This is a genomic window from Duganella kummerowiae (assembly GCF_053572355.1).
On sequence record NZ_JBKFEH010000018.1, the window covers coordinates 55,328 to 77,943 of the forward strand.

A 22,616-nucleotide genomic window follows, 5' to 3' on the forward strand; every position below is an offset into this window, starting at 1 on the left:
TGTAATGCGGTTCATGTGGGTATAGTATAAGTCACATATCAGGAAGCCTGATAATAATTTGACCCCAAGGAGACATTGTATGTCCAAGTATGAAGCGCGCTGGCAAACCGTGAAGGTGGATGTCGAAAACGGCATCGGCTGGATCACCCTGAACCGCCCGGAAAAGCGCAACGCCATGAGCCCGACCCTGAACCGGGAAATGATAGACGTGCTGGAAACCCTGGAACTGGACGACGACGCCCAGGTGATCGTGCTGACCGGCGCCGGCGAAGCCTGGACCGCCGGCATGGACCTGAAGGAATACTTCCGCGAGACCGACGGCAAGCCGGAAATCATGCAGGAGCGCATGCGCCGCGACTGCTCGCAATGGCAATGGAAACTGCTGCGCATGTACAGCAAGGCCACCATCGCCATGGTGAACGGCTGGTGCTTCGGCGGCGCCTTCTCGCCGCTGGTGGCCTGCGACCTGGCGATTGCCGCCGACGAGGCCGTGTTCGGCCTGTCCGAAGTGAACTGGGGCATCCCGCCCGGCAACCTGGTGAGCAAGGCCGTGGCCGACACCATGGGCCACCGCCAGGCCCTGCACTACATCATGACCGGCGACACCTTCACCGGCAAGGAAGCGGCCGCCATGGGCCTGATCAACAAGAGCGTGCCCAAGGAACAGCTGCGCGAGGCCGTGATCGAGCTGGCCAACAAGCTGCTGGAAAAGAATCCGGTGGTGCTGCGCTACGCCAAGATCGGCTTCAAGCGCTGCCGCGAACTGACCTGGGAACAGGGCGAGGACTACCTGTACGCCAAGACCGACCAGTCCAACCACCGCGATCCGGAAAAGGGCCGCAAGGAAGGCCTCAAGCAATTCTTGGACGACAAGACCATCAAGCCCGGCCTGCAGGCCTACAAGCGCCCGGTCTGAGCTGCATAATTAAATTAAAAGCCGCAGCTTCCAGCCCAGTTCCATCGAAAGAGGAGACATCTCATGTTCGTATCTGATCTGCTGATCGGCGGCGCGGCCGCCGCCACCGGCAACGCCACCTTTGAACGCCGCAATCCCGCCACCGGCGAGGTCGCCACCCGCGCCGCCGCCGCCACCCTGGAAGACGGCGCGCGCGCCGTGCAGGCCGCCAAGGATGCCTTCCCGGCCTGGTCCGCCCTGCTACCCGGCGCCCGCCGCGCCCTGCTGCTGAAGGCCGCCGACGCCATGGAGGCGCGCCGCGCCGAATTCGTCGAGCGCGGCGTGGCCGAAGCGGGCGGCAGCCCGGTGTGGTACCAGTTCAACGTCACCCTGGCCGCCAACATGCTGCGCGAAGCGGCCGCCATGACCACCCAGATCGGCGGCGAAGTGATCCCGTCCGACGTGCCCGGCTCCATGGCGCTGGGCATACGCCAGGCCTGCGGCGTGGTGCTGGGCATCGCGCCCTGGAACGCGCCCGTCATCCTCGGTACCCGCGCCCTGGCCATGCCGCTCGCCTGCGGCAATACCGTGGTGCTCAAGGCCTCCGAGCTGTGCCCGTCCCTGCACCGCCTGATCGGCGCCGTGTTCGAGGACGCCGGCTTCCCGCCCGGCGTGGTCAACGTCATCACCAACGCGCCCCAGGATGCGCCGCAGCTGGTGGAAAGCCTGATCGCCCATCCGGCCGTGCGCCGCATTAACTTCACCGGCTCCACCGGCGTGGGCCGCATCGTGGCCCAGCACGCCGCCAAGCACTTGAAACCCGTGCTGCTGGAACTGGGCGGCAAGAACCCCATCGTGGTGCTGGACGACGCCGACCTCGATGAAGCCGTGGAAGCGGCCGCCTTCAGCGCCTATTTCAACCAGGGCCAGATCTGCATGTCGGCCGACCGCATCCTGGTCGACCGCAAGGTGGCCGACGCCTTCCTGCAAAAGTTCGCCGCCAAGACCGCCTCGCTCAAGGCCGCGCCATCCGACGCGCCGCTGGCCGGCATGGTCGACCCGGCCGCCGCATCGCGCGTGGAAGGCATGCTGCGCGATGCGGTCGAACGCGGCGCGCAAGTGCTGCCCGGCCTCGCCCCGGCCCAGGGCAACATCCTGCAGCCGGCCCTGGTCGACGGCGTGACGCCCGAGATGGCGGTGTACCAGCACGAATCCTTCGGCCCCATCGTCTCCATCCTGCGTTTCGCCGGCGACGACGAGGGCGTGCGGCTGGCCAACGACAGCGAATACGGCCTGTCCTCGGCCGTGTTCAGCCGCGACATAGCCCGCGCCATGGCGGTGGCGCGCCGCATCGAGTCCGGCATCTGCCACATCAACGGCCCCACCGTGCACGACGAGGCGCAAATGCCGTTCGGCGGGGTCAAGGCCAGCGGCTACGGGCGCTTTGGCGGCAAGGCCGCCATTGCCGAGTTCACGGAACTGCGCTGGATCACCATCCAGACCACGCCGCGCCACTACCCGATCTGAGCGGAGGACACATGATGCAATCCACGACGCCGCCCACGGGCGGGGCGGTGCGCCGGCGCGCGGTTTCGCTGGGCAATCCGCAAGTGGCGCTGGCGCGCGAGGGCGAGGTGTGGCGCATGGACGCCGTCACCCCGCTGGCCCCGGTGCCGCGCCGCTTCACCGACCGCCTGGTGAGCGGCGCCGCCGACCATCCGGAACGCACCCTGGTCGCCAGCCGCGGCCCGGACGGCGCCTGGCAGCACCTGAGCTACGGCGACGCCCTGCAGCGCGTGCGCCGCATCGCCCAGGCGCTGCGCCAGCGCGGCCTGTCGGCCGAGCGGCCGCTGGCCATCCTGTCCGGCAACGACGTCCAGCACTTGCTGCTGGCGCTGGGCGCCATGTATGCGGGCATCCCGTATGCGCCGCTGTCGCCGGCCTATTCGCTGGTGGCCACCGACTACGCCAAGCTGCAGGGACTGATCGAACAGCTGACCCCGGGCGCGGTCTACGCCTGCGACGGCCACGCCTATTCGCGCGCCATCCGCGCCGTGCTACCCGCAGGGACCGAACTGATACTGGAACGCGGCGAGGTCGAAGGCATCGCCGCCACCCCGTTCGCCAGCCTGCTCGACACCACGCCCGTGGACGTGGACGCGGCCCATGCGCAAGTGGGCCCGGACACCATCGCCAAGTTCCTGTTCACCTCCGGCTCGACCAGGAAGCCCAAGGCCGTGATCACCACCCACGGCATGCTGGCGCACAACCAGCAGATGCTGCTGCAAACCTTCCCCTTCTTCGGCGAGGAGCCGCCGGTGCTGCTGGACTGGCTGCCCTGGAACCACACCTTCGGCGGCAGCCATAACGTGGGCATCGTGCTGTACAACGGCGGCACCCTGTACCTGGACGACGGCAAGCCCACCCCGCGCGACTTCGCCGCCACGGTGCGCAACCTGCGCGAAGTCTCGCCCACCGTGTACTTCAACATCCCCAAGGGCTGGGAAATGCTGGCCGAGGCGCTGGAGCAGGATGCGGCGCTGCGCGACAGCTTCTTCGCCCGCGTCAAGCTGTTCTTCTGCGCCGGCGCCGGGCTGTCGCAATCGACCTGGGACCGGCTGGACACCATCGCCGTGGCCCACTGCGGCGAATCGATACGCATCATGACGGGCCTGGGCATGACCGAGACCTCGCCTTCCTGCACCTTCGGCACAGGAGCCATCGTGCGCGCCGGCTATGTCGGCGTGCCGGCGCCCGGCTGCAAGGTCAAGCTGGTGCCGGTGGGCGGCAAGCTGGAGGCGCGCTTCCAGGGCCCGCACGTCATGCCCGGCTACTGGCGCGAACCGCAGCTGACGGCGCAAGCCTTCGACGAGGAAGGTTATTACCGCACCGGCGACGCGCTGCGCTTCGCCGATCCGGAACGGCCGGAGCTGGGCTTCATGTTCGACGGCCGCATCGCCGAGGACTTCAAGCTGTCGTCCGGCACCTTCGTCAGCGTGGGACCGCTGCGGGCGCGCGTGGTCAGCCAGGGTGCGCCCTGCGTGCTGGACGCCGTGGTGACCGGCATGAACCGCGACACCATCGGCCTGCTGCTGTTCCCGCGCATGGAGCATTGCCTGCCGCTGTCCGGCCTGCCCGAGGGCACGGACGCCGCCACCGTGCTGGCCAGTGCACCCGTGCGCGAGCACTTCCAGCGGCTGCTGGCCACGCTCAACGAGCACGCCAGCGGTTCCTCCAACCGCATCGACCGTCTGCAGCTGCAGGCCGAACCGCCCTCGATCAACGCGGGCGAGATCACCGACAAGGGTTCCATCAACCAGGCCGCCGTGCTGGCGCGGCGGGCGGCGCAAGTGGACGCCATGTATGAAGGGAAGGACGCCAGCATCATCACCGCAGCATAAAAAACCACAACGGAGACAAGCATGAAACTGAAAACACTGGCATGCATCACCCTGGCGGCCTGCCTGCCGCTGTCCGGCAGCGCCTACGCCCAGGACACCATCCGCGTCGGCGTGATCGCCGCCCTCACCGGCCCCTTCGCCAACACCGGCAAGCCCTTCGAAGATGGCATCAAGACCTATATGCAGCAGTACGGCGACAGCGTGGCCGGTAAAAAAATCGAGGTGATCTACCGCGACGACGGCGGCACCAATGCGGAAATGTCCAAGCGCGCCGCCATGGAGCTGATCTCGCGCGAGAAGGTCAGCTTCCTGATCGGCTTTTCGCTGACCCCGAGCGCGCTGGCGGTGGCCCCCATCGCCACCCAGGCCAAGACCCCCATGATCGTGATGAACGCGGTCACCACCGGCATCACGGCCAAGTCGCCCTACATGCTGCGCACCGGCATGACCATGCAGCAGATGACGGAACCGTTCGGCACCTGGACCGCCACCAACAAGATCAGCAAGGTGTACACCCTGGTCAGCGACTACAGCACCGGCATCGATGCCGAAGCCAAGTTCGTGAAGGGCTTCACGGCCGGCGGCGGCAAGGTGATCGGCTCCTCGCGCGTGCCGCTGGCCAACCCGGACTATTCGCCCTTCGTGCAGCGCGCCAAGGATGAAAAGCCGGACGCCCTGTTCTTCTTCGCCCCCGGCGCCGAGGACGGCACCGCGGTGCTGAAGGCCTTCAACGACAAGGGCCTGGACAAGGCCGGCGTGAAGTTCCTGGGCGTGGGCGACATGACCAGCGACAGCCCGACCCTGGAAGCGCTGGGCGACCGCGCCCTGGGCGCCGTCACGGTGCTGAACTACTCGACGGCGCTGGAGAACGACGCCAACAAGGCCTTCCTCAAGGCCTACGCCGCCGCCAATCCCAACCGCCCGGCCGCCACCTTCGTCACCGTGGCCGCCTACGACACCATGGGAATGATCTACGAGACCATCCGCCGCCTGAACGGCAACGTCACCGGCGACAAGGCCATGGCCACCCTGTCCGGCATGAAGCGCGACAGCCCGCGCGGCCCGATCAGCATCGACCCCGCCACCCGCGACATCGTGCAGAACATGTACATCCGCGAAGTGAAGAAGGTCAACGGCAAGCTGGTCAACCTGCCCATCGGCACGCTCAAGGACGTGATGCCGAACTAAGCCCGGCCCGGAGGGCGTCCTGCCCTCCTTGCAGTACACCGCTGTTCCACCGCTGTTCACAACAACTACTCCAAGCACAGGAGAGGAGACAACACGCATGTACGCTTCCCATGTCACACCACGCGCGGCCCTGGCGGCCGCCGCATCCGCCCTGCTGGCCGCCTGCGGCGGCAATGGCGGCACTATCGCCACCCCGGTGGCCACCACCCTGCCGCAGCTAAGCGCGGCCACCGGCGCCAGCATCACCGACTGCGCCGGGCTGGCCTCGAAAATCGCGTTTGCCAACACCACCATCACGGCTGCCGTGCCGGTGGCGGCAGGCGCCCTGACGGTGGCCGGCAAGCCGGTGCCGGCGCACTGCCAGGTCACCGGCAAGATGTACCAGCGCGTCAGCCCGGTCGATGGCAAGAGCTACGCCATCGGCTTCGAGATGCGCCTGCCTAACGCCTGGAACGGGCGCTTCTTCTACCAGGCCAACGGCGGCCTGGATGGCAGCGTGGTCACCGCCACCGGGCCGGTGGGCGGCGGCGGCCCGCTGGACCACGCCCTCAACCAGGGCTTTGCCGTGATCAGCTCGGACGCCGGCCACGGCGCGCCGACGCCGGACTTCGGCATCGATCCGCAGGCGCGCCTGGACTATGGCTACCAGGCCGTGGGCAAGCTGACCCCCATGGCCAAGAGCGTGATCCAGACCGCCTACGGCAAGGGACCGGACCGCAGCTACATCGGCGGCTGCTCCAACGGCGGCCGCCACACCATGGTGGCGGCGGCGCGCTACGCCGACCAGTACGACGGCTTCCTGGTCGGCGACCCGGGCTACCGCCTGCCGCTGGCGGCCACCGCCAACATCGCCGGGGCCCAGGCCTATGCCAAGCTGGCCACCTCCAGCAGCGACCTGGGTACCGGCTTCACGCTGGCCGAGCGCCAGCTGGTGTCCAAGGCGGTGCTGGCCAAGTGCGACGCGCTCGATGGCGCCACCGATGGCCTGGTGCAGAATCCGGTGGCCTGCAAGGCCAACTTCAGCCTGGCCCGCGACGTGCCCACCTGCAGCGGCGCGCGCGACGGTACCTGCCTGACCTCGCAGCAGAAAACCGTGATCGACCAGCTGTTCGCGGGCGCCACCACCGCGTCGGGAACGAAGATCTACACCAGCTTCCCGTATGACGCCGGCCTGGCCACCACCGGCTGGTCGAGCTGGAAGTTCAGCAGCCCGATACAGCGCGACTCAGGAGCGGTCGGCCTGATTTTCCAGTCGCCGCCGGAAAACCTGGCCACCTTCGATGGCACCAGCTTCGTGCTGAACGGCGACCTGGCCAGCATGCTGGCCAAGGTCAACGCCACCAGCGGCGTGTACACGGAAAGCGCCATGTCCTTCATGGTCCCGCCCAACGCCACCAATTTGTCGGCCCTGAAGAACCGCGGCGCCAAGATGCTGGTCTACCACGGCACCAGCGACCCGATCTTCTCCAGCGATGACACCGACGCCTGGTACGACGGCCTGCGCGCCGCCAACGATGGCGACGCCGCCAAGTTCGCCCGCTACTTCCACGTGGCCGGTATGAACCACTGCTCGGGCGGTCCGGCCACCGACCAGTTCGACATGCTGACGCCGCTGGTGGCCTGGGTGGAAAAAGGCACGGCGCCGGACAAGGTGGTGGCTAGCGCGCGCGGCGCCGGCAATGCGGGCGGGGTGAATACGGACGTGCCGTCCGGCTGGTCGGCCACCCGCACGCGGCCGCTGTGCCCCTACCCTGCCGTGGCCCAATACAAGGGCAGCGGCAGCATGGAGGATGCGGCCAACTTCAGCTGCCAGTAGCGCGGCCGGCGCCGCAGGCCGCCACGGTGGCGGCTTGCGGCGCGCTTGAACTTTAAAACGCGCGGCGAATATTTTATTGGATGAAGAATGAAAGGATCATGAAAGCGCAGCGGTAAAACAACGCCGCGCAAAAAATAATGCTTGCGGACTTGCCCAGTGTTGAGCAGAAAATAATAATGCAATTCATTCTCATTTAGATTTGAATTCGCACTATAACCATACCAAGAACAAAGATGAACAAGACCGGCAAGCACCAACCGCGCAGCATCCGCCTGGAAGCAGACAACCATACCCACCCCATCGTGAAAACCAGCCTGGCCATGGGCATTTCGACCGCCCTGCTGCTGCCGCTGGCGGCCGGCGCCCAGAGCGCCAGCACGCCCGCCGCCAAGGAGCAAACCACGCCGCTGGGCGAGGTGGTCATCCTGGGCAAGCGCCTGGACCCCAACCCCAACGCCGAGCAGGGCGCCGCCTACAAGGCCAAGACCTCGGGCGACTCGCGCCACACCCGCCCGCTGGCGGAAACCCCGCAAACCATCTCGGTGGTGACCAAGGCCGCCATCGACGATTCCGGCCTGACCGACCTGAAACAGATCCTGAGCGCGCAGCCCGGCATCACCCTGGGCACCGGCGAAAACGGCAACGCCTTCGGCGACCGCTATATCATCCGTGGCCAGGAAGCCCGCTCCGACGTGTTCGTGGACGGCCTGCGCGATCCCGGCATGAGCACGCGCGAAAGCTTCGCCATCGAGCAGCTGGAAATTTCCAAGGGCCCGAACTCCAGCTTCGCCGGACGCGGCACCGCCGGCGGCGCCATCAACGCCATCACCAAGCAGGCCACGCTGGACCACGACTTCACCCGCTTCTCGGTGGGCGCCGGCAGCGACAAGCAGCACCGCGTGACGGCCGACGTCAACAAGGGCTTCGGCGACAACTACGCGCTGCGCCTGAACATGCTGGACGGTAAAGAGGATGTACCGGACCGTGCGCCCTCGCGCCGCGGCCGCCGCGGCGTAGCCCTGTCCGGCCTGTGGGAACGCGACCAGGACCTGTCGGTCACGCTGGATTACTACGGCCTGCGCACCAAGGACCGTGCACCCGACCTGGGCAGCTACCTGGTCGGCACCGTGCCCGACCGGGTACCGGCGCCGTACGTGCCGCCGTACGCACAGACCAGCGACTTCCTGCAGTCCGACGTGGACACCGGCACCGCGCGCATCAACTGGAAGCTGCAGCCCGGCCTCAAGCTGACCAGCCTGACCCGCTACGGCCAGTCCAACAATTCCTATGTCACCACCGGCGCCAGCAGCGCCACCCGCTACAACGGCGCCACCGGCGCCAAGTACGTGACCGGCATCCTGGATGGCGGCCACACCGGCTGGCAGGACATCGACTACTTCGCCCACCAGAGCAACCTGCGCTGGGACAAGGAGCTGGGCGGCCTGAAACATGAATTCATCTTGGGCGTCGAATACACCGACCACAAGGTGGTGTCGGGCACCTTCGCCGTCACCAACAGCGGCGCCTACAACTGCAAGACCACGGAGGGCATCGGCGCCAACAACGGCTACTGCCTGACCACCAGCGATGGCGCCGTGGCCGCCAACCTCAACACCCTGGCCGGCCGCAGCGCGACCCGCCTGAGCTGGAACCAGGACTGGCACGTCAAGACCACGGCCCTGACCGCGATGGACACGGTGGACCTGACCGAAAAATTCACCGTCTTTGGCGGCCTGCGCGCCGACTATTTCGACCTGGAGCTGAAGCGCCGCACGCCCGCCACCGGCGTCATCACCGGCGACTACGCCTACAACGACACCCTGGTCAACGGCCACCTGGGCCTGAGCTACAAGGTAGCCAAGGATGCCATCGTCTACGCCAGCGCCGCCAGCGCCCAGGACATCAACGGCGGCGAACCGGACTCCGGCACCAGCAGCGGCTACGGCGGCACGGTGCTGTACAACGGCAGCATCGCCGGCGCCAAGCCCGAGACCTCGATCAACTACGAGCTGGGCACCAAGTGGGACCTGCTGGAACACAAGCTGCTGGCCACCGCCGCCCTGTTCCAGACCACCAAGTCGGACGTGATGGAAGGCGCCAACTACGACACCGTGGGCACCTTCAACTCCGGCAAGAACCGCGTGCGCGGCCTGGAACTGGGCCTGGTCGGCAACTTCACGGAACAGCTGTCGGGCCAGATCGGCGCCACCTCCATGCAGTCGGAAGTTCTGGGCTCGGCCACGGCCGCCAACATCGGCAAGCCGCTCAGCAACTTCGCCAAGCGCTCCTACTCGGCCCAGCTGAAATACCAGGCCACCGACGCCTTCGCCTTTGGCGGCACGGCGCGCTACGAGAGCAAGCGCTGCGGCGGCCAGCCCGACACGGCGGCCGGCTACACCGCCGCCGGCCTGTGCGCGCAGCCGGTGCCCTCGTTCACCGTGTTCGACGCCTTCGCGTCCTACCGCTTCAGCCGCCGCTTCGACGTGCGCGTCAACGTGCTCAACGCCACCAACCGCGACTACTACACGGCGGTGTACCGCGCCGGCTTCTTCCTGTACAAGGGCGATGCGCGCGCGGTGCGGGTGACCGTCAACTACGAACTGTAAGGCATACTAGCGCTTTGCAGACAGACGCCGGGCCTGCGCGCCCGGCGCTTTTCGTTCAACCATGTCCGATTCCACCCTTACCCCGCCATCGCAGCAGCCCGCCGGCATACCGCCGGAGATACGCTGCGCCCGCGATTACGAGACGCTGGCGCAGCGCCTGCTGCCCGCGCCCACCCACGCCTACATCAGCGGCGGCAGCGGCCATGACCGCAGCGCGAGCGCCAACCTGGCGGCCAGCGCGCAGTGGGATATCTACCCGCGCCTGCTGCGCGAGGTGGGCGCCGGCCACACCGGCGTCACCCTGGCCGGCGTGGAGTATGAACATCCGCTGTTCCTCTCTCCGGTGGCCTTCCACACGCTGGCGCATCCGGCCGGCGAACTGGACACGGCGCGCGCCGCCCACGCGGTGGACGCCTGCCTGATCGCCAGCAGCCAGTCCACCCGCACGCTGGAGGAGATCGCCGCCGGGGCCGGGCCGCGGCGCTGGTTCCAGATGTATCTACAGCCGCGCCGGGAGGATACGCTGGACCTGCTGCGGCGCGCCGAAGGGGCCGGCTACCGCGCCATCGTGCTGACCCTGGATGCGCCGCTGCAGGCGCCCAGCCTGCGCACGCTGGCATCGGGCTTCCAGCTCCCGCCGGACTGCGTGGCTGCCAACCTGCGCGGCTACGCGCCGGGCGCCGCTGCGCCGCCCGCCGCAGCGGCCGGGCCGGACGGCAGCCGCATCTTCCGCCACATGCGCGCTGCGCCCACCTGGGACGATGTGCGCTGGCTGCTGCAGCACACCACGCTGCCGCTGTGGGCCAAGGGCGTGCTGCATGCGGACGACGCCGTGGCCCTGCGCGAGGCCGGCGTGGCCGGCATCGTGGTGTCCAACCACGGCGGCCGCAGCCTGGATGGCGCGCCCGCCAGCCTGGACGTGCTGCCCGAGGTGCGCGCCGCGCTGGGGCCGGGCTTCCCGCTGCTGTTCGACGGCGGCGTGCGCTCCGGCGCCGACGCCTTCAAGGCGCTGGCCCTGGGCGCCAATGCGGTCGGCGTGGGCCGGCTGCAGCTGTACGCGCTGGCCGTGGCCGGCGCGCTGGGCGTGGCCCACATGATGACACTGCTGCGCGAGGAGCTGGAGCTGTGCATGGCCCTGGCCGGCTGCGCGAGTGTGGACCAGATCACGCGCGCCTGCCTGCGCCATACGAGGAGCCAGCCATGCTGATCACCATAGAACAAGTCCTGGACCAGGACGAGGTACGCCAGTTCCGCGCCTGGCTGGAGCGCGCCGAGTGGCAGGACGGCGCCCTCAGCGGCGGGACGCTGGCGCGCCAGGTCAAGCACAACCTGCAGCTGGACGACCACGCCGAACCGGCCATCAGCCTGGGCCAGCACATCCTGCGCGCGCTGGCCGCCAACCCGCGCTTCATCTCGGCCGCGCTGCCGCGCAAGATCTATCCGCCCAAGTTCAACCGCTACCAGGATGGCGGCAGCTACGGCGCCCATGTGGACAGCGCCGTCATGCAGCTGCCCGGCAGCGGGCAAAGCCTGCGCAGCGACCTGTCGGCCACCCTGTTCCTGTGCGAGCCGGAGGAATACGACGGCGGCGAACTGGAAATCGAGACCGAGTTCGGGGTGCAGACGGTCAAGCTGGCGGCCGGCGACCTGGTGCTGTATCCGTCCTCCAGCCTGCACCGCGTCACGCCCGTCACGCGGGGTGCGCGGCTGGCGTCGTTCTTCTGGATCGAGAGCCTGGTGGCGGACGACACCGACCGCGCCCTGCTGTTCGACCTGGATACCACCATCCAGCAGCTCACCGCCTCCCTGCCCGGCGACAGCCGGGAACTGGTCAAGCTGACCGGGATTTACCATAATCTGTTGCGCCGCTGGGCGATCACCTGAACCACTGAAAGGAAGCATGATGAAATCCACTACCAGCCGCCTCGTCCTGTCCCTGCTGCTGGCCCTGTCCGCCGGCGCGGCCTGGGCCGATGGCGCGCCCAAATGCACCTCGCGTCCGGAATCCGAATGGAAGCCGCATACCGAGCTGGAAAAGAAACTGGTGGCCGAGGGCTGGGTCATCCGCCGCATGGAAAAGACCAAGTACTGCTACGAGGTGTACGCCAAGGACCCGAAAGGCAAGCGCGTGGAAGCCTTCTTCGATCCGGTCACCCTGAACCGTGTCGAAGACTGATCGGCACAGCGAACGCACGCGGGTATGGGACCTGCCGGTACGCCTGCTGCACTGGGCGCTGGCGGCCTGCGTCCTGACGGCATGGTTTTCCAGCGGCGAGATCCGCGCGCTGCACGTATGGTGCGGCTACGGCGCCGCCGCCATCGTGGCGCTGCGCCTGCTGTGGGGCTGGCGCGGCTCGCGCTACGCCCGCTTTTCCCAGTTCGTGCGCGGCCCGCGCGCCACGCTGGCCTATGCGCGCCAGGTGATATCGGGCCACGAGCCGCGCCACCTGGGCCATAACCCGCTGGGCGGCTGGATGGTGGTGGCGCTGCTGTCCTGCGTGGCCCTGCAGGCCGTGGTGGGCTGGGCCATGGATACCGACCTGCTGTGGGGCCTGGCCTGGCCGGTGCGCATCCACGTCGCCATCGGCTGGACCATCATCGCGCTGGTGGCGCTGCACGTGGCCGGGGTGCTGTTCACCAGCTGGCGCCAGCGGGAAAACCTGGTGGCCGCCATGGTCAGCGGCGACAAGGAGACCCGCCCGTGAGGCTGCTGCTGGTCGAGGACGACCCGATGATAGGCGAGAGCATAGAGGAAGGCCTGTGCGGCGAACGCTACGCGGTGGACTGGGTGCGCAACGGCCGCAGCGCCGATACCGCCCTGTCCACCGTGGACTACGACTTGCTGCTGCTGGACCTGGGCCTGCCCGGCATGGAAGGCATGGACGTGCTGCGCAGCCTGCGCGCGCGCGGCAGCGATATCCCGGTGCTGGTGATCACGGCGCGCGACGCCACCCGCGACCGCGTGGCCGGCCTGGACGCCGGCGCCGACGACTACCTGGTCAAGCCCTTCGACCTCGATGAATTGCTGGCGCGCACCCGCGCCCTGCTGCGGCGGCGCGTGGCGCGCACCCGCTCCGCCATCGTGCACGGCGCGCTGACGCTGGACCTGGCCAGCCACGACGTGACCTTCAACGGCCTGCCGGTCAAGCTGTCCTCGCGCGAATTCTCGGTGCTGCGCGCCCTGTTGGACCATCCCGGCAGCGTGGTCACCAAGGCCCAGCTGGAGGACAGGCTGTATGGCTGGACCAGCGAAGTGGAAAGCAATACGGTGGATGTCTACATCTACCACCTGCGCAAGAAATTCGGCGCCGCCTTCATCAAGAACGTGCGCGGGGTCGGCTACAAGATCGCGGCGGCGCCATGAGCGTGCGCCGGCAGCTGCTGATGGGCTTGCTGTTGGCCGCCATCGCGTGCGTGCTGGGCGCGGGCGCCCTGATGTACCAATCGCTGCTGGAGGAAACCAACGAGCTGGCCGACCTGCAGCTGCGCCAGCTGGCGGTGGCCGCCCCTAACGAATTCGGTGCCAACACCGGCCTGCCCTCGGAAGGCGATCCGGAGGAGGAATTCGTGCTGCAGATGTGGAATGCCGACGGCAGCCTGGCCTATGTGTCGCCGGGCTGGACGCCAATCCCGCGCTTCAACCTGCAGGGCATGACCACCATGGAGTACGACGACGAAGCCTGGCGCATGTACGGCGCCGCCCGCAACGGCCGCTACATCCAGGTGGCGCAGCCCATGGCGGAGCGCGACAAGCTGGCGCGCCGCATGGCGCTGCGCGCCGGGATACCGGTGCTGGGCGGGGTGCTGGTGTTCGGCCTGCTGGTGCTGCTGGTGGTGTCGCGCGCGCTGCGTCCCCTGCACCGGCTGGCGCAGGCCGTGACCGGGCAGTCGCCGCAGGCGCTGGCGCCGATCGCCGACAGCGGCATGCCGCCCGAACTGCGGCCCGTGGTGCAGGCGCTCAATGCCCTGATGGGCCGCTTCGAGGCGGCGCTGGCGGCCCAGCGCACCTTCGTGGCCGACGCCGCGCACGAACTGCGCTCGCCGCTGACGGCGCTCAGGCTGCAGCTGCAGCTGCTGGCGCGCGCCCCGGACCAGGAGGCGCGCCTGGCGGCCCTGGACAAGATGCACGACCGGCTGGAACGCGCCAGCCACCTGGTGCAGCAGCTGCTGACGCTGGCGCGGCACGAGGCGGGCGTGACGCGCCAGGCCATCGCCCCGGTGTCCCTGCAGCTGCTGCTGGAGCAAGTGGTGTCCGACCATTCCGACCTGGCCGACAGCCGCGATATCGACCTGGGCGTGCTGGCCTGCGCGCCGGTGGTGCTGCAGGCCGACGGCGAGGCGCTGCGGGTGCTGCTCAACAACCTGGTGGACAATGCGCTGCGCTACACCCAGCGCGGCGGCCGGGTCGACCTGCAGGCGGAGCTGGCGGACGGCGGCGCCGTGCTGCGCGTGATGGACAACGGCCCCGGCGTCGCGCCCGAGCACCGGGAGCGCCTGTTCGACCGCTTCTACCGGCCCGTGAACGATGGACGCGGCTGCGGCCTGGGCCTGTCCATCGTGCGCAATATCGCCGACGCGCATGGCGCCCGCGTCACGCTGGAGGACAACGCGCCGGGCCTGCGCGTGAGCATTATTTTTCCGAATGTAAGGCACTGACCCAGGACGCGAGGTCCTCGATCACATCTGGATTGCTGTGTGACGAGTGGTTCAACCCCGCATCGGATTTCGGCAGGAATTTTATTGTCTCCCAGGTGCCGGATGGCGATTCGGACGAGTGCACAAACGCTTCTGGATAAAAGATATATCGCAAGTCGCCAAATGCCGCAGCCTTGATCACATTGACCAGAAAAGATCCCACCGCCATCGGGATGGCGGCCAGCATGACCGGCAGCGGATAGTCCTCCTTCGCCTCTGTTTTTTTATTCCAGATACTCCTGGCGCTTAGAATGAATAGCAGGGACACCACGCAGCCCCCCGCCAGCAATACCTGTCCATGCCGATAGCAGTAGACTACGGCCGCCACACTCAAACACGCTGCCAGCCCCATCACCTTCCTGTAATTACGTTCATGCAGGCCGGCCGCGTTATACAGTTCCGTGTAGGTGCCATGACACAGTTCATGCAGGGCGGCGGCGACCCGCAGCATGCCGTCGGCCTCGTCGCCTACCGACACATACAGTCTGACCCTGCCTTTGCCATGGCTCAGGGCATCGCTGCTTTCAGCTACGTCCAGCTCGCTTTCGATATTGGCTTTGGTCCGTTTCGTCAGGCGCAAGTCGATAGCGAGCAATATGGCACCCAGCAGTCCGGAAAGTGCGATCACATGCTCTGCTTCCAGCTTGGCCTGAAGCCCGAGCACCTTGGCCAGATAGATGGCCAGGGGCAGCAATATCGACATCCCGACTATGGCAAAGCCTATCGCATGCAGATGCACCAGCGTGGAGCCGCCCCTGAAGATTTTTTTCCGATGTATGAAGGGCGTGGAAAGCAGCGCGACACCCGCCACGTCGGCGGCGAGCCCCTTGTCCTGCTCTATCATGCTGCGCACGATGTTACCCGCATGGCTATGCGCAATGATGATGTGCCGCTTGGCGGGAAGCGTCTTTATTCTTTCCCTGAGGACACCGACTCCCTCCAGCCTGCCCCGCTCCGAGTTTTCGCCAGACCAGACCACCCTGCTGTGCTTGACTCCCTGGGCCTGCTTGCTGATTTTCTCCCACAACGGAGAATCTTTTTTGGTCCAGCCAGCGTCGGGCTCAAAAGTGCCATGAACGAGATGGACTACCGTATCTCCGGAACGAATATCGTCGCAAGCATGTCCGAGCACGACCTTCTTCTTCCATCCCACGGCGTACAGAACAGCCTGCAACGCTTTGAGCAAAGTAATCAACGCCTGCGCTGCCGCCATGGCCAGGATGGCGGGAATGGAAATCACCAGTACGAATATCGTTCTCAGCAAAACATTCACGCAGCCGAGCGGATGAAGGCAAAGAAAATACAGCATGGAGGCGCTGAAGGAAAGAAAAAAAGCGCCGTAGACTGTGGCAACCAATATGAACAGGTATTCCAGGACAGGTTTGAATATATCCATCATTATGATTGGGCCATACCATGCCAGCCCTGTTATTTAACATTCCGGCATCATGCCATCACCGTTGTTTTTTTTCGAGCTTTATGTCCCGTGAAAAGCAGGACGGAAAGTACGACAGCCTGCCGACCGGGCTGGAAGGCAACGTCAACAGCGAAGCGACGTTCGGCGGCAAGCCGCGCGCCCGAGCGATTCCTCTAGCGGGTGAAACGATTCCAGGCAGGCCAGTGGCCGGTTTGTAATCAGCATGTCATCAGAGCCCGCTAGTCTCTCGGGCTCCGAATATCCCAACCATGGAATTTGACATGCACTACGCCCTGCCCCCGCGTCACTACCGCACCGCCATTGCCGTTGCCGTCGCCCTGGCCCTCGCCGCCTGCGGCGGCTCCAGCCACACCGATGACACCCTGGACATCCCCGCCGCACCCGCCGACCAGGGCGCGGCCGAAGTGGTGGCCCTGCCCAGCGCCACCGCCTTTGTCGATACCGTGGCCACCAACCAGCGCGGCGACGCCCGCTACGCCACCCTGGCCACCAACGCCGGCGTGCGCGTGCTGGGCGGCTTCCTGAACGTGTGGAAGCCGCTGACCGAGATCGTCGACGCCGGCGTCACCGCGCCGGCCGTGGACGGCTTCCCGGCCGTGACCACTTCCACCTGGACCGGCGTGCCCGGCGACGGCACGCCGACCGGCACCATCGTCAACGCCAGCGTACATGCGGCCAATATCGACTACGTGGTGAAAGCCACCACCAGCCGCACCGACGCCCAGGCCGTGCAAGCCTACCTGGACGACCGCCGCGGCAAGGGCTACAGCGTGACCGACGGCATGGGCCCGCTGACCAACGCCTGGCGCACCGCGGCCCAGCAGACCACCAGCATTACCTCGGTGGCCGACAACGCCACCACCGTGCTGTACAACGATAGCGGCAACAACACCGGCGTGGGCGGCAGCGCCAACGCCGCCTTCGGCAACGTGGTGGACCTGGTCAACCTGGTCGGCAACAACGCCTCCACCGAACCGGCCAAGCGCTTCTACAAATACGCCCGTCCGTACCGCTGGAGCAGCAGCGTGGTGCTGCTGCCCTCGCTGGTGCCGGCCAAGAGCACCACCCCCACCACCGACGGCGGCTTCCCCAGCGGCCACTCGGCCGAAGCGGTGCGCGACGCCATCGCCATGGCCTACGCGGTGCCGGAACGGTTCCAGGAAATGCTGACCCGCGGCCTGGAGCTGGGCGAGATGCGCATCATCGCCGGCATGCACTCGCCGCTGGACGTGATCGGCGGCCGCATCCTGGGCCAGGCCAGCGCCGCCGCCAACCTGGTTGACAGCGCCAACGCCGCCAAGAAAACGGCCGCCGTGGCGCAAGCCCATACCGCCCTGATGGCGGCCACCGGCACCACCGCCGACACCTTCCTCAGCTACGCCCAATCGGGCACGCCGGCCAATGACCGCTTCGCCGACTACGCCACCAACAAGGCCAACTACCTGCGCCGCCTGACCTTCGGCTTCTCGCCCATCGCCGCCACCAACGTGGCCGCGCCGGTGCCGAAAGGCGCCGAGGTGCTGCTGGAAACCCGTCTGCCCTATTTGTCCGACGCGCAGCGCCGGGTGGTGCTCAAGACCACCGCCCTGCCGTCCGGCTATCCGGTGCTGGATGACAGCGAAGGCTGGGGCCGCATGAACCTGTTCGCGGCGGCCGACGGCTACGCCTCGTTCAGCGGCAACGTCACCATCGTGATGGACGCCAGCAAGGGGGGCTTCAACGCCAGCGACCGCTGGCGCAACGACATCAGCGGCTCCGGCAAGCTGATCAAGCAAGGCACGGGCATCCTGAAACTGGCCGGCGCCAACAGCTGGAGCGGCGGCACCCAGATCGAGGGAGGCGCGCTGGAAGGCGCCAGCGCCAGCGCCTTCGGCACGGGCGACGTGTACAACAGCGGCGGCACCCTGGTGTCCAGCGCCGGCACCGGCCTGAACCTGGCGGCGCGCTACACCCAGCTGGCCAACGGCACCCTGGAGCTGGACCTGGGCAGCGGCGCCCAGGGCCGCCTGGCCGTGAAAGGCGCCATGACCATCGCCGGCGGCACGCTGCGCATCAAGTTCCCATATGGCTACAAGCCGGCCAGCGGCGACAGCCTGCAGGTGATCAGCGCGGGCAGCCTGAAGGGCAAGTTCACCACCATCACGGTGGATGGCTACACCGTCACCCCGAGCTACAGCGACACCGGCCTGACCCTGAAGTTCTGAGCACATCCGCCGCGCCGGCCCCGGCCCGCGCGGCGGATGCCGTTTACAGGTAGGGCGTGTAGGTCACGCCGTCTTGCAGGTAGTAGGCCAGCGCCAGCTGGTTTTCCCCGCTGTCGGCAAAGGCGGTCAGCACGTCGGCGCGCGCCACGCCGTGCTGCAGCAGGCCGCCCCAGTAGTCCAGCCCGCCCTGGTCCCCGGCCCGGTGCAGCACGTTCTGGTACAGGCTGGCGAGGAACACGGCGTCAGTCGTCGCCTCGCCATACAAGCTCTTGAATTCCTTGCTGGTGACGAAATTCTCCGCCACATCGTGCAGGCTGGTCCCCTTGTCGACCTGCGCGATCCAATAGCCCAGCCCGGTCTTGTCCGGGGTGCGGCCGAAGGCGGCCTGGTACAGCCGGTACACGGCGCCCGCGTTGCCGCGCGTGTCCAGCGCCACGGCCTCGTCGCTGAACTGCAGGCGCTCGACCGAGGCCAGGGACTGGCTGGCCTGGCTGCCGGTATTGGCGGTGACGGTGGTGTAAACCGTGCCGACCGAGACCGAATAATCATTGTGCTTGCCGTTCAGCACCAGGGTGTCCAGCCCGGCGCCGCCGTCGATGATGGCGTTGCCCTTGGCCTCCTTGAACACGTCGTTGCCGGCGGTACCGCTCAGCTGTACCGCCAGGGCCGGGGTGTGGAAGGTCTGCCTGCTGGCGGCCGACAGGTTGCCGCTGCTGTCCTTGACCGTGCCGGCCCCGATCTCCAGCACGTAATCGGTGTCCGGCAGCAGGTCCAGCAGTGGGTCTATGGTCAGGCTGTAATAGCTGGCGCTCACGCGGGCGCTGCTGGCGACATCGAAACTTTCCACCAGCGTGCCGTTGGCCAGGCTGAGCTTGACGATGCCGTTGCCCAGGACCACGGATTCATCAAAGGTCAGCTTGATGTTTTCCGCCACGCCCAGGCCATTCGAGGAGATCGGCCCGGACAGGGTATCGAGCCGCGGCGCGCGGATGTCCGGCGTGTACGCCCCGCCGCCGGAGGACAGCACGGTGTAGCTGCCCGTGTTCAGGCCGGCCGTCCCGATCTGCAAATAATAGGTCCCGGCTGGCCCGTAGGAGTAGGACAAGCTGCTGCCGCTGTAATAATAGCTGCTGGCCACTGAGACGCCTTTGGCGTCGAACAGCTGCAGCGCGAAGCCTGCCACCGAAGTGTCGAAGGTGCCGCCATCGCCGGACAGGCCGGCCACGCTGAAGGTGTAATAGTTGTTGGCTTGCAGGTCGACCTTGAACCAGTCGCGGTCGCCGACGTAGTCGATCGCGCCCTTGGTCGCGGTGCCGATCTTGAGCACCGCACTGGTGCTGCTGTCGTCGGCCACGGCGTCGGTCTGGGCCAGGTAGGAAGTGACGCTATAGCTGGACGGGACACCGTAATAGCCGGCACCGATCTTCAGGTAGAAGTCGCCGCTGCCGGTGGCCTTGTAGGTCAGCGCCTGCTCCTTGCTGGCCAGCTGGGTGGCGCTGGCCAGCGCCGAGCCTTGGGCGTCGACCAGTTGGAAGCTGCCTAGCGCGATGGTGGTGCCGTCATCGCCGGCGGCGGCCGAGGCGCCAAAGGTGTAGCTGGCGCCTGCCACCAGCTTGACCTTGATCCAGTCCACGTCGGTGGCATCCGACAGCCGGCCCTTGATGGTGGCGCCGCCGGCCAGCAGGCCGCTGGTCTGGGCGCTGGCGCTGAAATCGTCCACCTCAGGCAAGCTGGCCTTGACGGTGTAGGCGCCGCCGCTGCTGCTGCTGCTGCCGCTGCCGCGCACCTGCACGTAGTATTCGCCGGCGCGCGGCGCGGTCCAGCTGAAGCTGGCGTTGCCGTTATAAGCGTAGGAGCCCCCGGCAAGCGTGTTGCCGAGCTGGTCGACCATGGAGAAGTACATGTCGCTGGCGCCGGTGAGCTTGAAGTTGTAGGCCTGGTTGGCCTCCAGCTTGATCTTGAACCAGTCCAGGTCGCCGCTGGATTCCAGCGTACCGCTGACCGCCGCAGCGCCCGGCGTCAGCACGCCGGCGCCGGAGGCGTTGGCCGCATAGTCGTCGGCCGGCTGGCTCAGGCTGACCGTGTAGGCGCCTATGCCGCGCACCGTGTCGCGGTCCGACACCGCCACATAATAACTGCCGCTGCTGGTGGCGGTGAAGCTCACTGCGCTGCGGTTGTAGCCGCCAGCCACCGAATTCCAGTAGCCGGATTGGCTCATCTGGTACACCTCCACCACCGGCACGGCCATGCCGGCCGCGCCGGCCACGCCGCTGGCCGCCAGGCTGTAGGTCACGCCAGCCTCCAGCTGCAGCTGGAAGGCGTCGCGGTCGGCCGCCAGCTCCAGCACGCCGCTGGCGCTGCCGCCCACGGAGAGCTTGGCGGTGGTGGTGGGGCCATCGGCGTAATCATCGCGCGCCAGGGCCTGGGCCTGGATCTGGTAGCCGCCCAGCGCCTTGTAGGCGGACACATCAACGTAATAATCGCCGCTCACGGTGGGCTTGAACCAGGTCACCGGCAGCCTGGAGCTGCCGACCGAGCTACCGGTATAAGAGCCGTAGCCGTACAAGGCGGGGTCGTACACCCGCAGTTGCGGCGCGCTGTCGTAGGCCGTGCCCCAACCGCCTCCGGACGGGGTGGTCACCGTGAACTGGTAGGTGGTCTGGGCGTCGAGGCTGATCTTGAACCAGTCGCGGTCGCTGGCCGTCTCCATGCTGCCCGTGGCGGAGCCGCCGACCTTGAGGACGCCGGTGGTGGAGGTATCGCTGCTGTAATCGTCGGTGGTTGCCATATTTCATTGCTTTTTTAGTAAAAAGGTATTCTGTCACAACTGTAAAGAATAATAAAGATTTCTTTATGGAATTTTTCTAGGGTGCGCGTCAGTGGCAGCCTGCGGCGCTACCATGGCTGCTGACCAAGGAGGAATGATGCGCCTGATCCCGTTGATATTGCTGCTGCCGCTGTGGGCGCAGGCCCAGGACACTGGGGCGCCGCCGGCCGTGGTGGTGAGCGCCACCCGCGACCCGGTCGACAAGTCCTACCGCAAGATGATCGCCGGCATGGACCTGTTCCAGCGGGAACAAGCCCGGCTGGCGCCGGGCGCCACCCTGCGCTTCCGGCTGCTGCCGCGCCTGCCACATGCCAAACTGGACGGCGTCAAACTGCGCGTGGTGGGCGACCACTTCACCCTGCCGGTGGCGCTGGCGCCCGACCACGGCTTTACCCTGGAGCGCAATGAGCAGGCGCTGCGCGAGGACGCCGCCCTGATCGCCAACCGCAAGACCAGCAGCATGACCTGGCGCGCCGAGGTACGCAGTCCCGGGGTGCCGGAGGGCATGCGGCGCCTGGGCGATTTGCGCCTGGAATGCCTGGTCGGGGTGGAGGCCGGGCTGCTATCCAATAACTCCAGGCTGTTCGCCTGGCTGGGCGACTGGCTGCGCAGTCCGCAGCAGGTATGCGGCGCGGCCGATGGCAACTACCTGTTCTTCACCGAGCGGCCGCTGTTCGGCGTCACGCTGGAGCACGGCGGCCGGCGCGCCGCGCTGCCGCTGCGCATGCTGTACGCGGGCGGCACCCAGACCCCGGCCACCCTGCCCTATTGCGACTGCCAGGTGCTGCTGGAGCGCAGCTATTACGCGCCGCTGTGGGACCAGCGCTGGCCGGACGATACCCTGCTGTCGTTCCAGTACATGGATGACAGGCCGGCCGCCAACGGCCTGTCGCCCGGCTTGGCCAGCGCGGCCCAGCTGCGCGCGGCGCTGGGCCAGGGCGCCGTGCAGCGCTTCGATAACGGCTATCAGGTGTGGCGCTACACCTACCCGCCGGCGCGGCCGGCGCCACCCGCCCCCGGCGGCGCCCCCGAAACGGCGGAGCTGGTGGTCCTGATCGGGCCGGACGGCGCGGCCCTGCAGGCGCGCCGGCGCGAGCCGGACGGGGAGCCGTGAAGCGGCCCCTGAAGCCCTGCGTGCAGCGCACCCTGGGTTGGCCCTGCGGTGCGCCCTGTAGTGCGCCCTGTAGCGCACCATGAAGCGCGCGACGCTTGCCTTGACGGGCGCGCTGCGCCATCATGGGGACATGAAGATCCCTGCCCTGCCGCTGTCGCAGTCCTTGTCGCTGTCCCTGTTACTGGCAGCCGCGCTGGGCTGCGCCGCGGCGCCCGAGCCGGCGCCCTCCGGCAGCGACGCCCTGTGGCGCCAGATCCAGGCCGAACTGGCTGACGACGGCTGCGACAACGACGGCCAGTGCCACAGCCTGGGCGTGGGCGCCAAGGCCTGCGGCGGCCCGGAACGGTACGTGGCCTGGTCCTCGCGCGGCCGGGATGGCGTGCGCCTGCGGCAACTGGCGGAGCGCCATGCGGCCGCGGGGGGGGACGAAGA

At 67.4% G+C, this 22,616-nt stretch carries 18 protein-coding genes; 16 read left to right on the forward strand and 2 right to left on the reverse strand.

Translation table 11 applies throughout. The features are described from left to right. Positions 1-79: 79 nt before the first annotated feature. The 12 genes from ACLB1G_RS23250 to ACLB1G_RS23305 all read left to right on the forward strand — a co-directional run bounded on the left by ACLB1G_RS23250 (position 80) and on the right by ACLB1G_RS23305 (position 14,562). Positions 80-916 (forward strand): p-hydroxycinnamoyl CoA hydratase/lyase, encoded by an 837-nt coding sequence (locus tag ACLB1G_RS23250; RefSeq protein WP_491629626.1) that lies wholly within the window; start codon positions 80-82, stop codon positions 914-916. Positions 917-979: 63 nt separating this feature from the next. Continuing rightward, positions 980-2,422 (forward strand): aldehyde dehydrogenase, encoded by a 1,443-nt coding sequence (locus tag ACLB1G_RS23255; RefSeq protein WP_491629627.1) that lies wholly within the window; start codon positions 980-982, stop codon positions 2,420-2,422. Between the two features lie 11 nt (positions 2,423-2,433). Further along, a complete protein-coding gene (locus tag ACLB1G_RS23260) occupies positions 2,434-4,296 on the forward strand; it encodes a feruloyl-CoA synthase (RefSeq protein WP_491629628.1) in 1,863 nt (620 codons plus the stop codon). A 21-nt stretch (positions 4,297-4,317) separates the two neighbouring features. Further along, positions 4,318-5,484: an ABC transporter substrate-binding protein gene (locus ACLB1G_RS23265; RefSeq protein WP_491629629.1), complete on the forward strand. Its 1,167-nt coding sequence runs from the start codon at positions 4,318-4,320 to the stop codon at positions 5,482-5,484. Between the two features lie 97 nt (positions 5,485-5,581). Then, positions 5,582-7,300, forward strand: a complete 1,719-nt coding sequence (locus ACLB1G_RS23270) for a tannase/feruloyl esterase family alpha/beta hydrolase (RefSeq protein ID WP_491629630.1) — start codon at positions 5,582-5,584, stop codon at positions 7,298-7,300. 233 nt (positions 7,301-7,533) lie between these two features. Beyond that, a complete protein-coding gene (locus tag ACLB1G_RS23275; RefSeq protein ID WP_491629631.1) occupies positions 7,534-9,906 on the forward strand; it encodes a TonB-dependent receptor in 2,373 nt (790 codons plus the stop codon). Between the two features lie 61 nt (positions 9,907-9,967). Further along, the gene (locus ACLB1G_RS23280; protein WP_491629632.1) at positions 9,968-11,113 is read left to right on the forward strand and encodes an alpha-hydroxy acid oxidase; all 1,146 of its coding nucleotides are present in this window, start codon (positions 9,968-9,970) and stop codon (positions 11,111-11,113) included. Continuing rightward, positions 11,107-11,790, forward strand: coding sequence for a Fe2+-dependent dioxygenase (locus ACLB1G_RS23285; RefSeq protein ID WP_491629633.1), 684 nt, complete (start codon positions 11,107-11,109; stop codon positions 11,788-11,790). The genes ACLB1G_RS23280 and ACLB1G_RS23285 overlap by 7 nt, the downstream gene beginning before the upstream one ends. Before the next feature lie 16 nt (positions 11,791-11,806). After that, a complete protein-coding gene (locus tag ACLB1G_RS23290) occupies positions 11,807-12,082 on the forward strand; it encodes a PepSY domain-containing protein (protein WP_491629634.1) in 276 nt (91 codons plus the stop codon). Continuing rightward, complete coding sequence (locus ACLB1G_RS23295; RefSeq protein WP_491629635.1) at positions 12,069-12,611, forward strand: cytochrome b/b6 domain-containing protein; 543 nt, start codon at positions 12,069-12,071, stop codon at positions 12,609-12,611. Before ACLB1G_RS23290 ends, ACLB1G_RS23295 begins: the two co-directional genes overlap by 14 nt. Continuing rightward, on the forward strand, positions 12,608-13,270 hold the full coding sequence (locus tag ACLB1G_RS23300) for a response regulator (protein ID WP_491629636.1): 663 nt from the start codon (positions 12,608-12,610) through the stop codon (positions 13,268-13,270). Before ACLB1G_RS23295 ends, ACLB1G_RS23300 begins: the two co-directional genes overlap by 4 nt. After that, complete coding sequence (locus ACLB1G_RS23305; protein ID WP_491629637.1) at positions 13,267-14,562, forward strand: ATP-binding protein; 1,296 nt, start codon at positions 13,267-13,269, stop codon at positions 14,560-14,562. Before ACLB1G_RS23300 ends, ACLB1G_RS23305 begins: the two co-directional genes overlap by 4 nt. On the opposite strand, the gene ACLB1G_RS23310 is transcribed toward ACLB1G_RS23305, so the two are convergent. Then, positions 14,537-16,000, reverse strand: a complete 1,464-nt coding sequence (locus ACLB1G_RS23310) for a hypothetical protein (RefSeq protein WP_491629638.1) — start codon at positions 15,998-16,000, stop codon at positions 14,537-14,539. The two genes, ACLB1G_RS23305 and ACLB1G_RS23310, sit on opposite strands and share 26 nt — an antisense overlap. An 80-nt stretch (positions 16,001-16,080) precedes the next feature. Here ACLB1G_RS23310 and ACLB1G_RS23315 point away from each other — a divergent pair, with 80 nt between their 5' ends. After that, the gene (locus ACLB1G_RS23315) at positions 16,081-16,236 is read left to right on the forward strand and encodes a hypothetical protein (protein WP_491629639.1); all 156 of its coding nucleotides are present in this window, start codon (positions 16,081-16,083) and stop codon (positions 16,234-16,236) included. Positions 16,237-16,299: 63 nt separating this feature from the next. Next, positions 16,300-18,243: an acid phosphatase gene (locus tag ACLB1G_RS23320; RefSeq protein WP_491629640.1), complete on the forward strand. Its 1,944-nt coding sequence runs from the start codon at positions 16,300-16,302 to the stop codon at positions 18,241-18,243. A gap of 43 nt (positions 18,244-18,286) precedes the next feature. Here ACLB1G_RS23320 and ACLB1G_RS23325 read toward each other — a convergent pair whose 3' ends face one another. After that, entirely contained in the window at positions 18,287-21,031 is a 2,745-nt protein-coding gene (locus ACLB1G_RS23325) for a DUF4214 domain-containing protein (protein WP_491629641.1), read from the reverse strand. A gap of 133 nt (positions 21,032-21,164) precedes the next feature. Between ACLB1G_RS23325 and ACLB1G_RS23330 the strand changes: the two genes are divergently transcribed. Both ACLB1G_RS23330 and ACLB1G_RS23335 read left to right on the forward strand, forming a co-directional pair. After that, positions 21,165-22,184 carry a hypothetical protein gene (locus ACLB1G_RS23330; protein WP_491629642.1) on the forward strand — a complete coding sequence of 340 codons (1,020 nt, stop codon included), beginning with the start codon at positions 21,165-21,167 and terminating at the stop codon, positions 22,182-22,184. Positions 22,185-22,314: 130 nt separating this feature from the next. Beyond that, a partial coding sequence (locus ACLB1G_RS23335; protein WP_491629643.1) for a hypothetical protein occupies positions 22,315-22,616 on the forward strand: 302 nt, incomplete at its 3' end.

What these genes read in the sequence shown, in the direction of transcription:
- ACLB1G_RS23280 (WP_491629632.1), top strand. Translation starts at nt 9,968, where the DNA reads ATGTCCGATTCCACCCTTACCCCGCCATCGCAGCAGCCCGCCGGCATA.
- ACLB1G_RS23250 (WP_491629626.1), top strand. Translation starts at nt 80, where the DNA reads ATGTCCAAGTATGAAGCGCGCTGGCAAACCGTGAAGGTGGATGTCGAA.
- ACLB1G_RS23265 (WP_491629629.1), top strand. Translation starts at nt 4,318, where the DNA reads ATGAAACTGAAAACACTGGCATGCATCACCCTGGCGGCCTGCCTGCCG.
- ACLB1G_RS23325 (WP_491629641.1), bottom strand. Translation starts at nt 21,031, where the DNA reads ATGGCAACCACCGACGATTACAGCAGCGATACCTCCACCACCGGCGTC.
- ACLB1G_RS23255 (WP_491629627.1), top strand. Translation starts at nt 980, where the DNA reads ATGTTCGTATCTGATCTGCTGATCGGCGGCGCGGCCGCCGCCACCGGC.
- ACLB1G_RS23330 (WP_491629642.1), top strand. Translation starts at nt 21,165, where the DNA reads ATGATGCGCCTGATCCCGTTGATATTGCTGCTGCCGCTGTGGGCGCAG.
- ACLB1G_RS23270 (WP_491629630.1), top strand. Translation starts at nt 5,582, where the DNA reads ATGTACGCTTCCCATGTCACACCACGCGCGGCCCTGGCGGCCGCCGCA.
- ACLB1G_RS23290 (WP_491629634.1), top strand. Translation starts at nt 11,807, where the DNA reads ATGATGAAATCCACTACCAGCCGCCTCGTCCTGTCCCTGCTGCTGGCC.
- ACLB1G_RS23320 (WP_491629640.1), top strand. Translation starts at nt 16,300, where the DNA reads ATGCACTACGCCCTGCCCCCGCGTCACTACCGCACCGCCATTGCCGTT.
- ACLB1G_RS23310 (WP_491629638.1), bottom strand. Translation starts at nt 16,000, where the DNA reads ATGATGGATATATTCAAACCTGTCCTGGAATACCTGTTCATATTGGTT.
- ACLB1G_RS23285 (WP_491629633.1), top strand. Translation starts at nt 11,107, where the DNA reads ATGCTGATCACCATAGAACAAGTCCTGGACCAGGACGAGGTACGCCAG.
- ACLB1G_RS23260 (WP_491629628.1), top strand. Translation starts at nt 2,434, where the DNA reads ATGATGCAATCCACGACGCCGCCCACGGGCGGGGCGGTGCGCCGGCGC.
- ACLB1G_RS23315 (WP_491629639.1), top strand. Translation starts at nt 16,081, where the DNA reads ATGTCCCGTGAAAAGCAGGACGGAAAGTACGACAGCCTGCCGACCGGG.
- ACLB1G_RS23305 (WP_491629637.1), top strand. Translation starts at nt 13,267, where the DNA reads ATGAGCGTGCGCCGGCAGCTGCTGATGGGCTTGCTGTTGGCCGCCATC.
- ACLB1G_RS23275 (WP_491629631.1), top strand. Translation starts at nt 7,534, where the DNA reads ATGAACAAGACCGGCAAGCACCAACCGCGCAGCATCCGCCTGGAAGCA.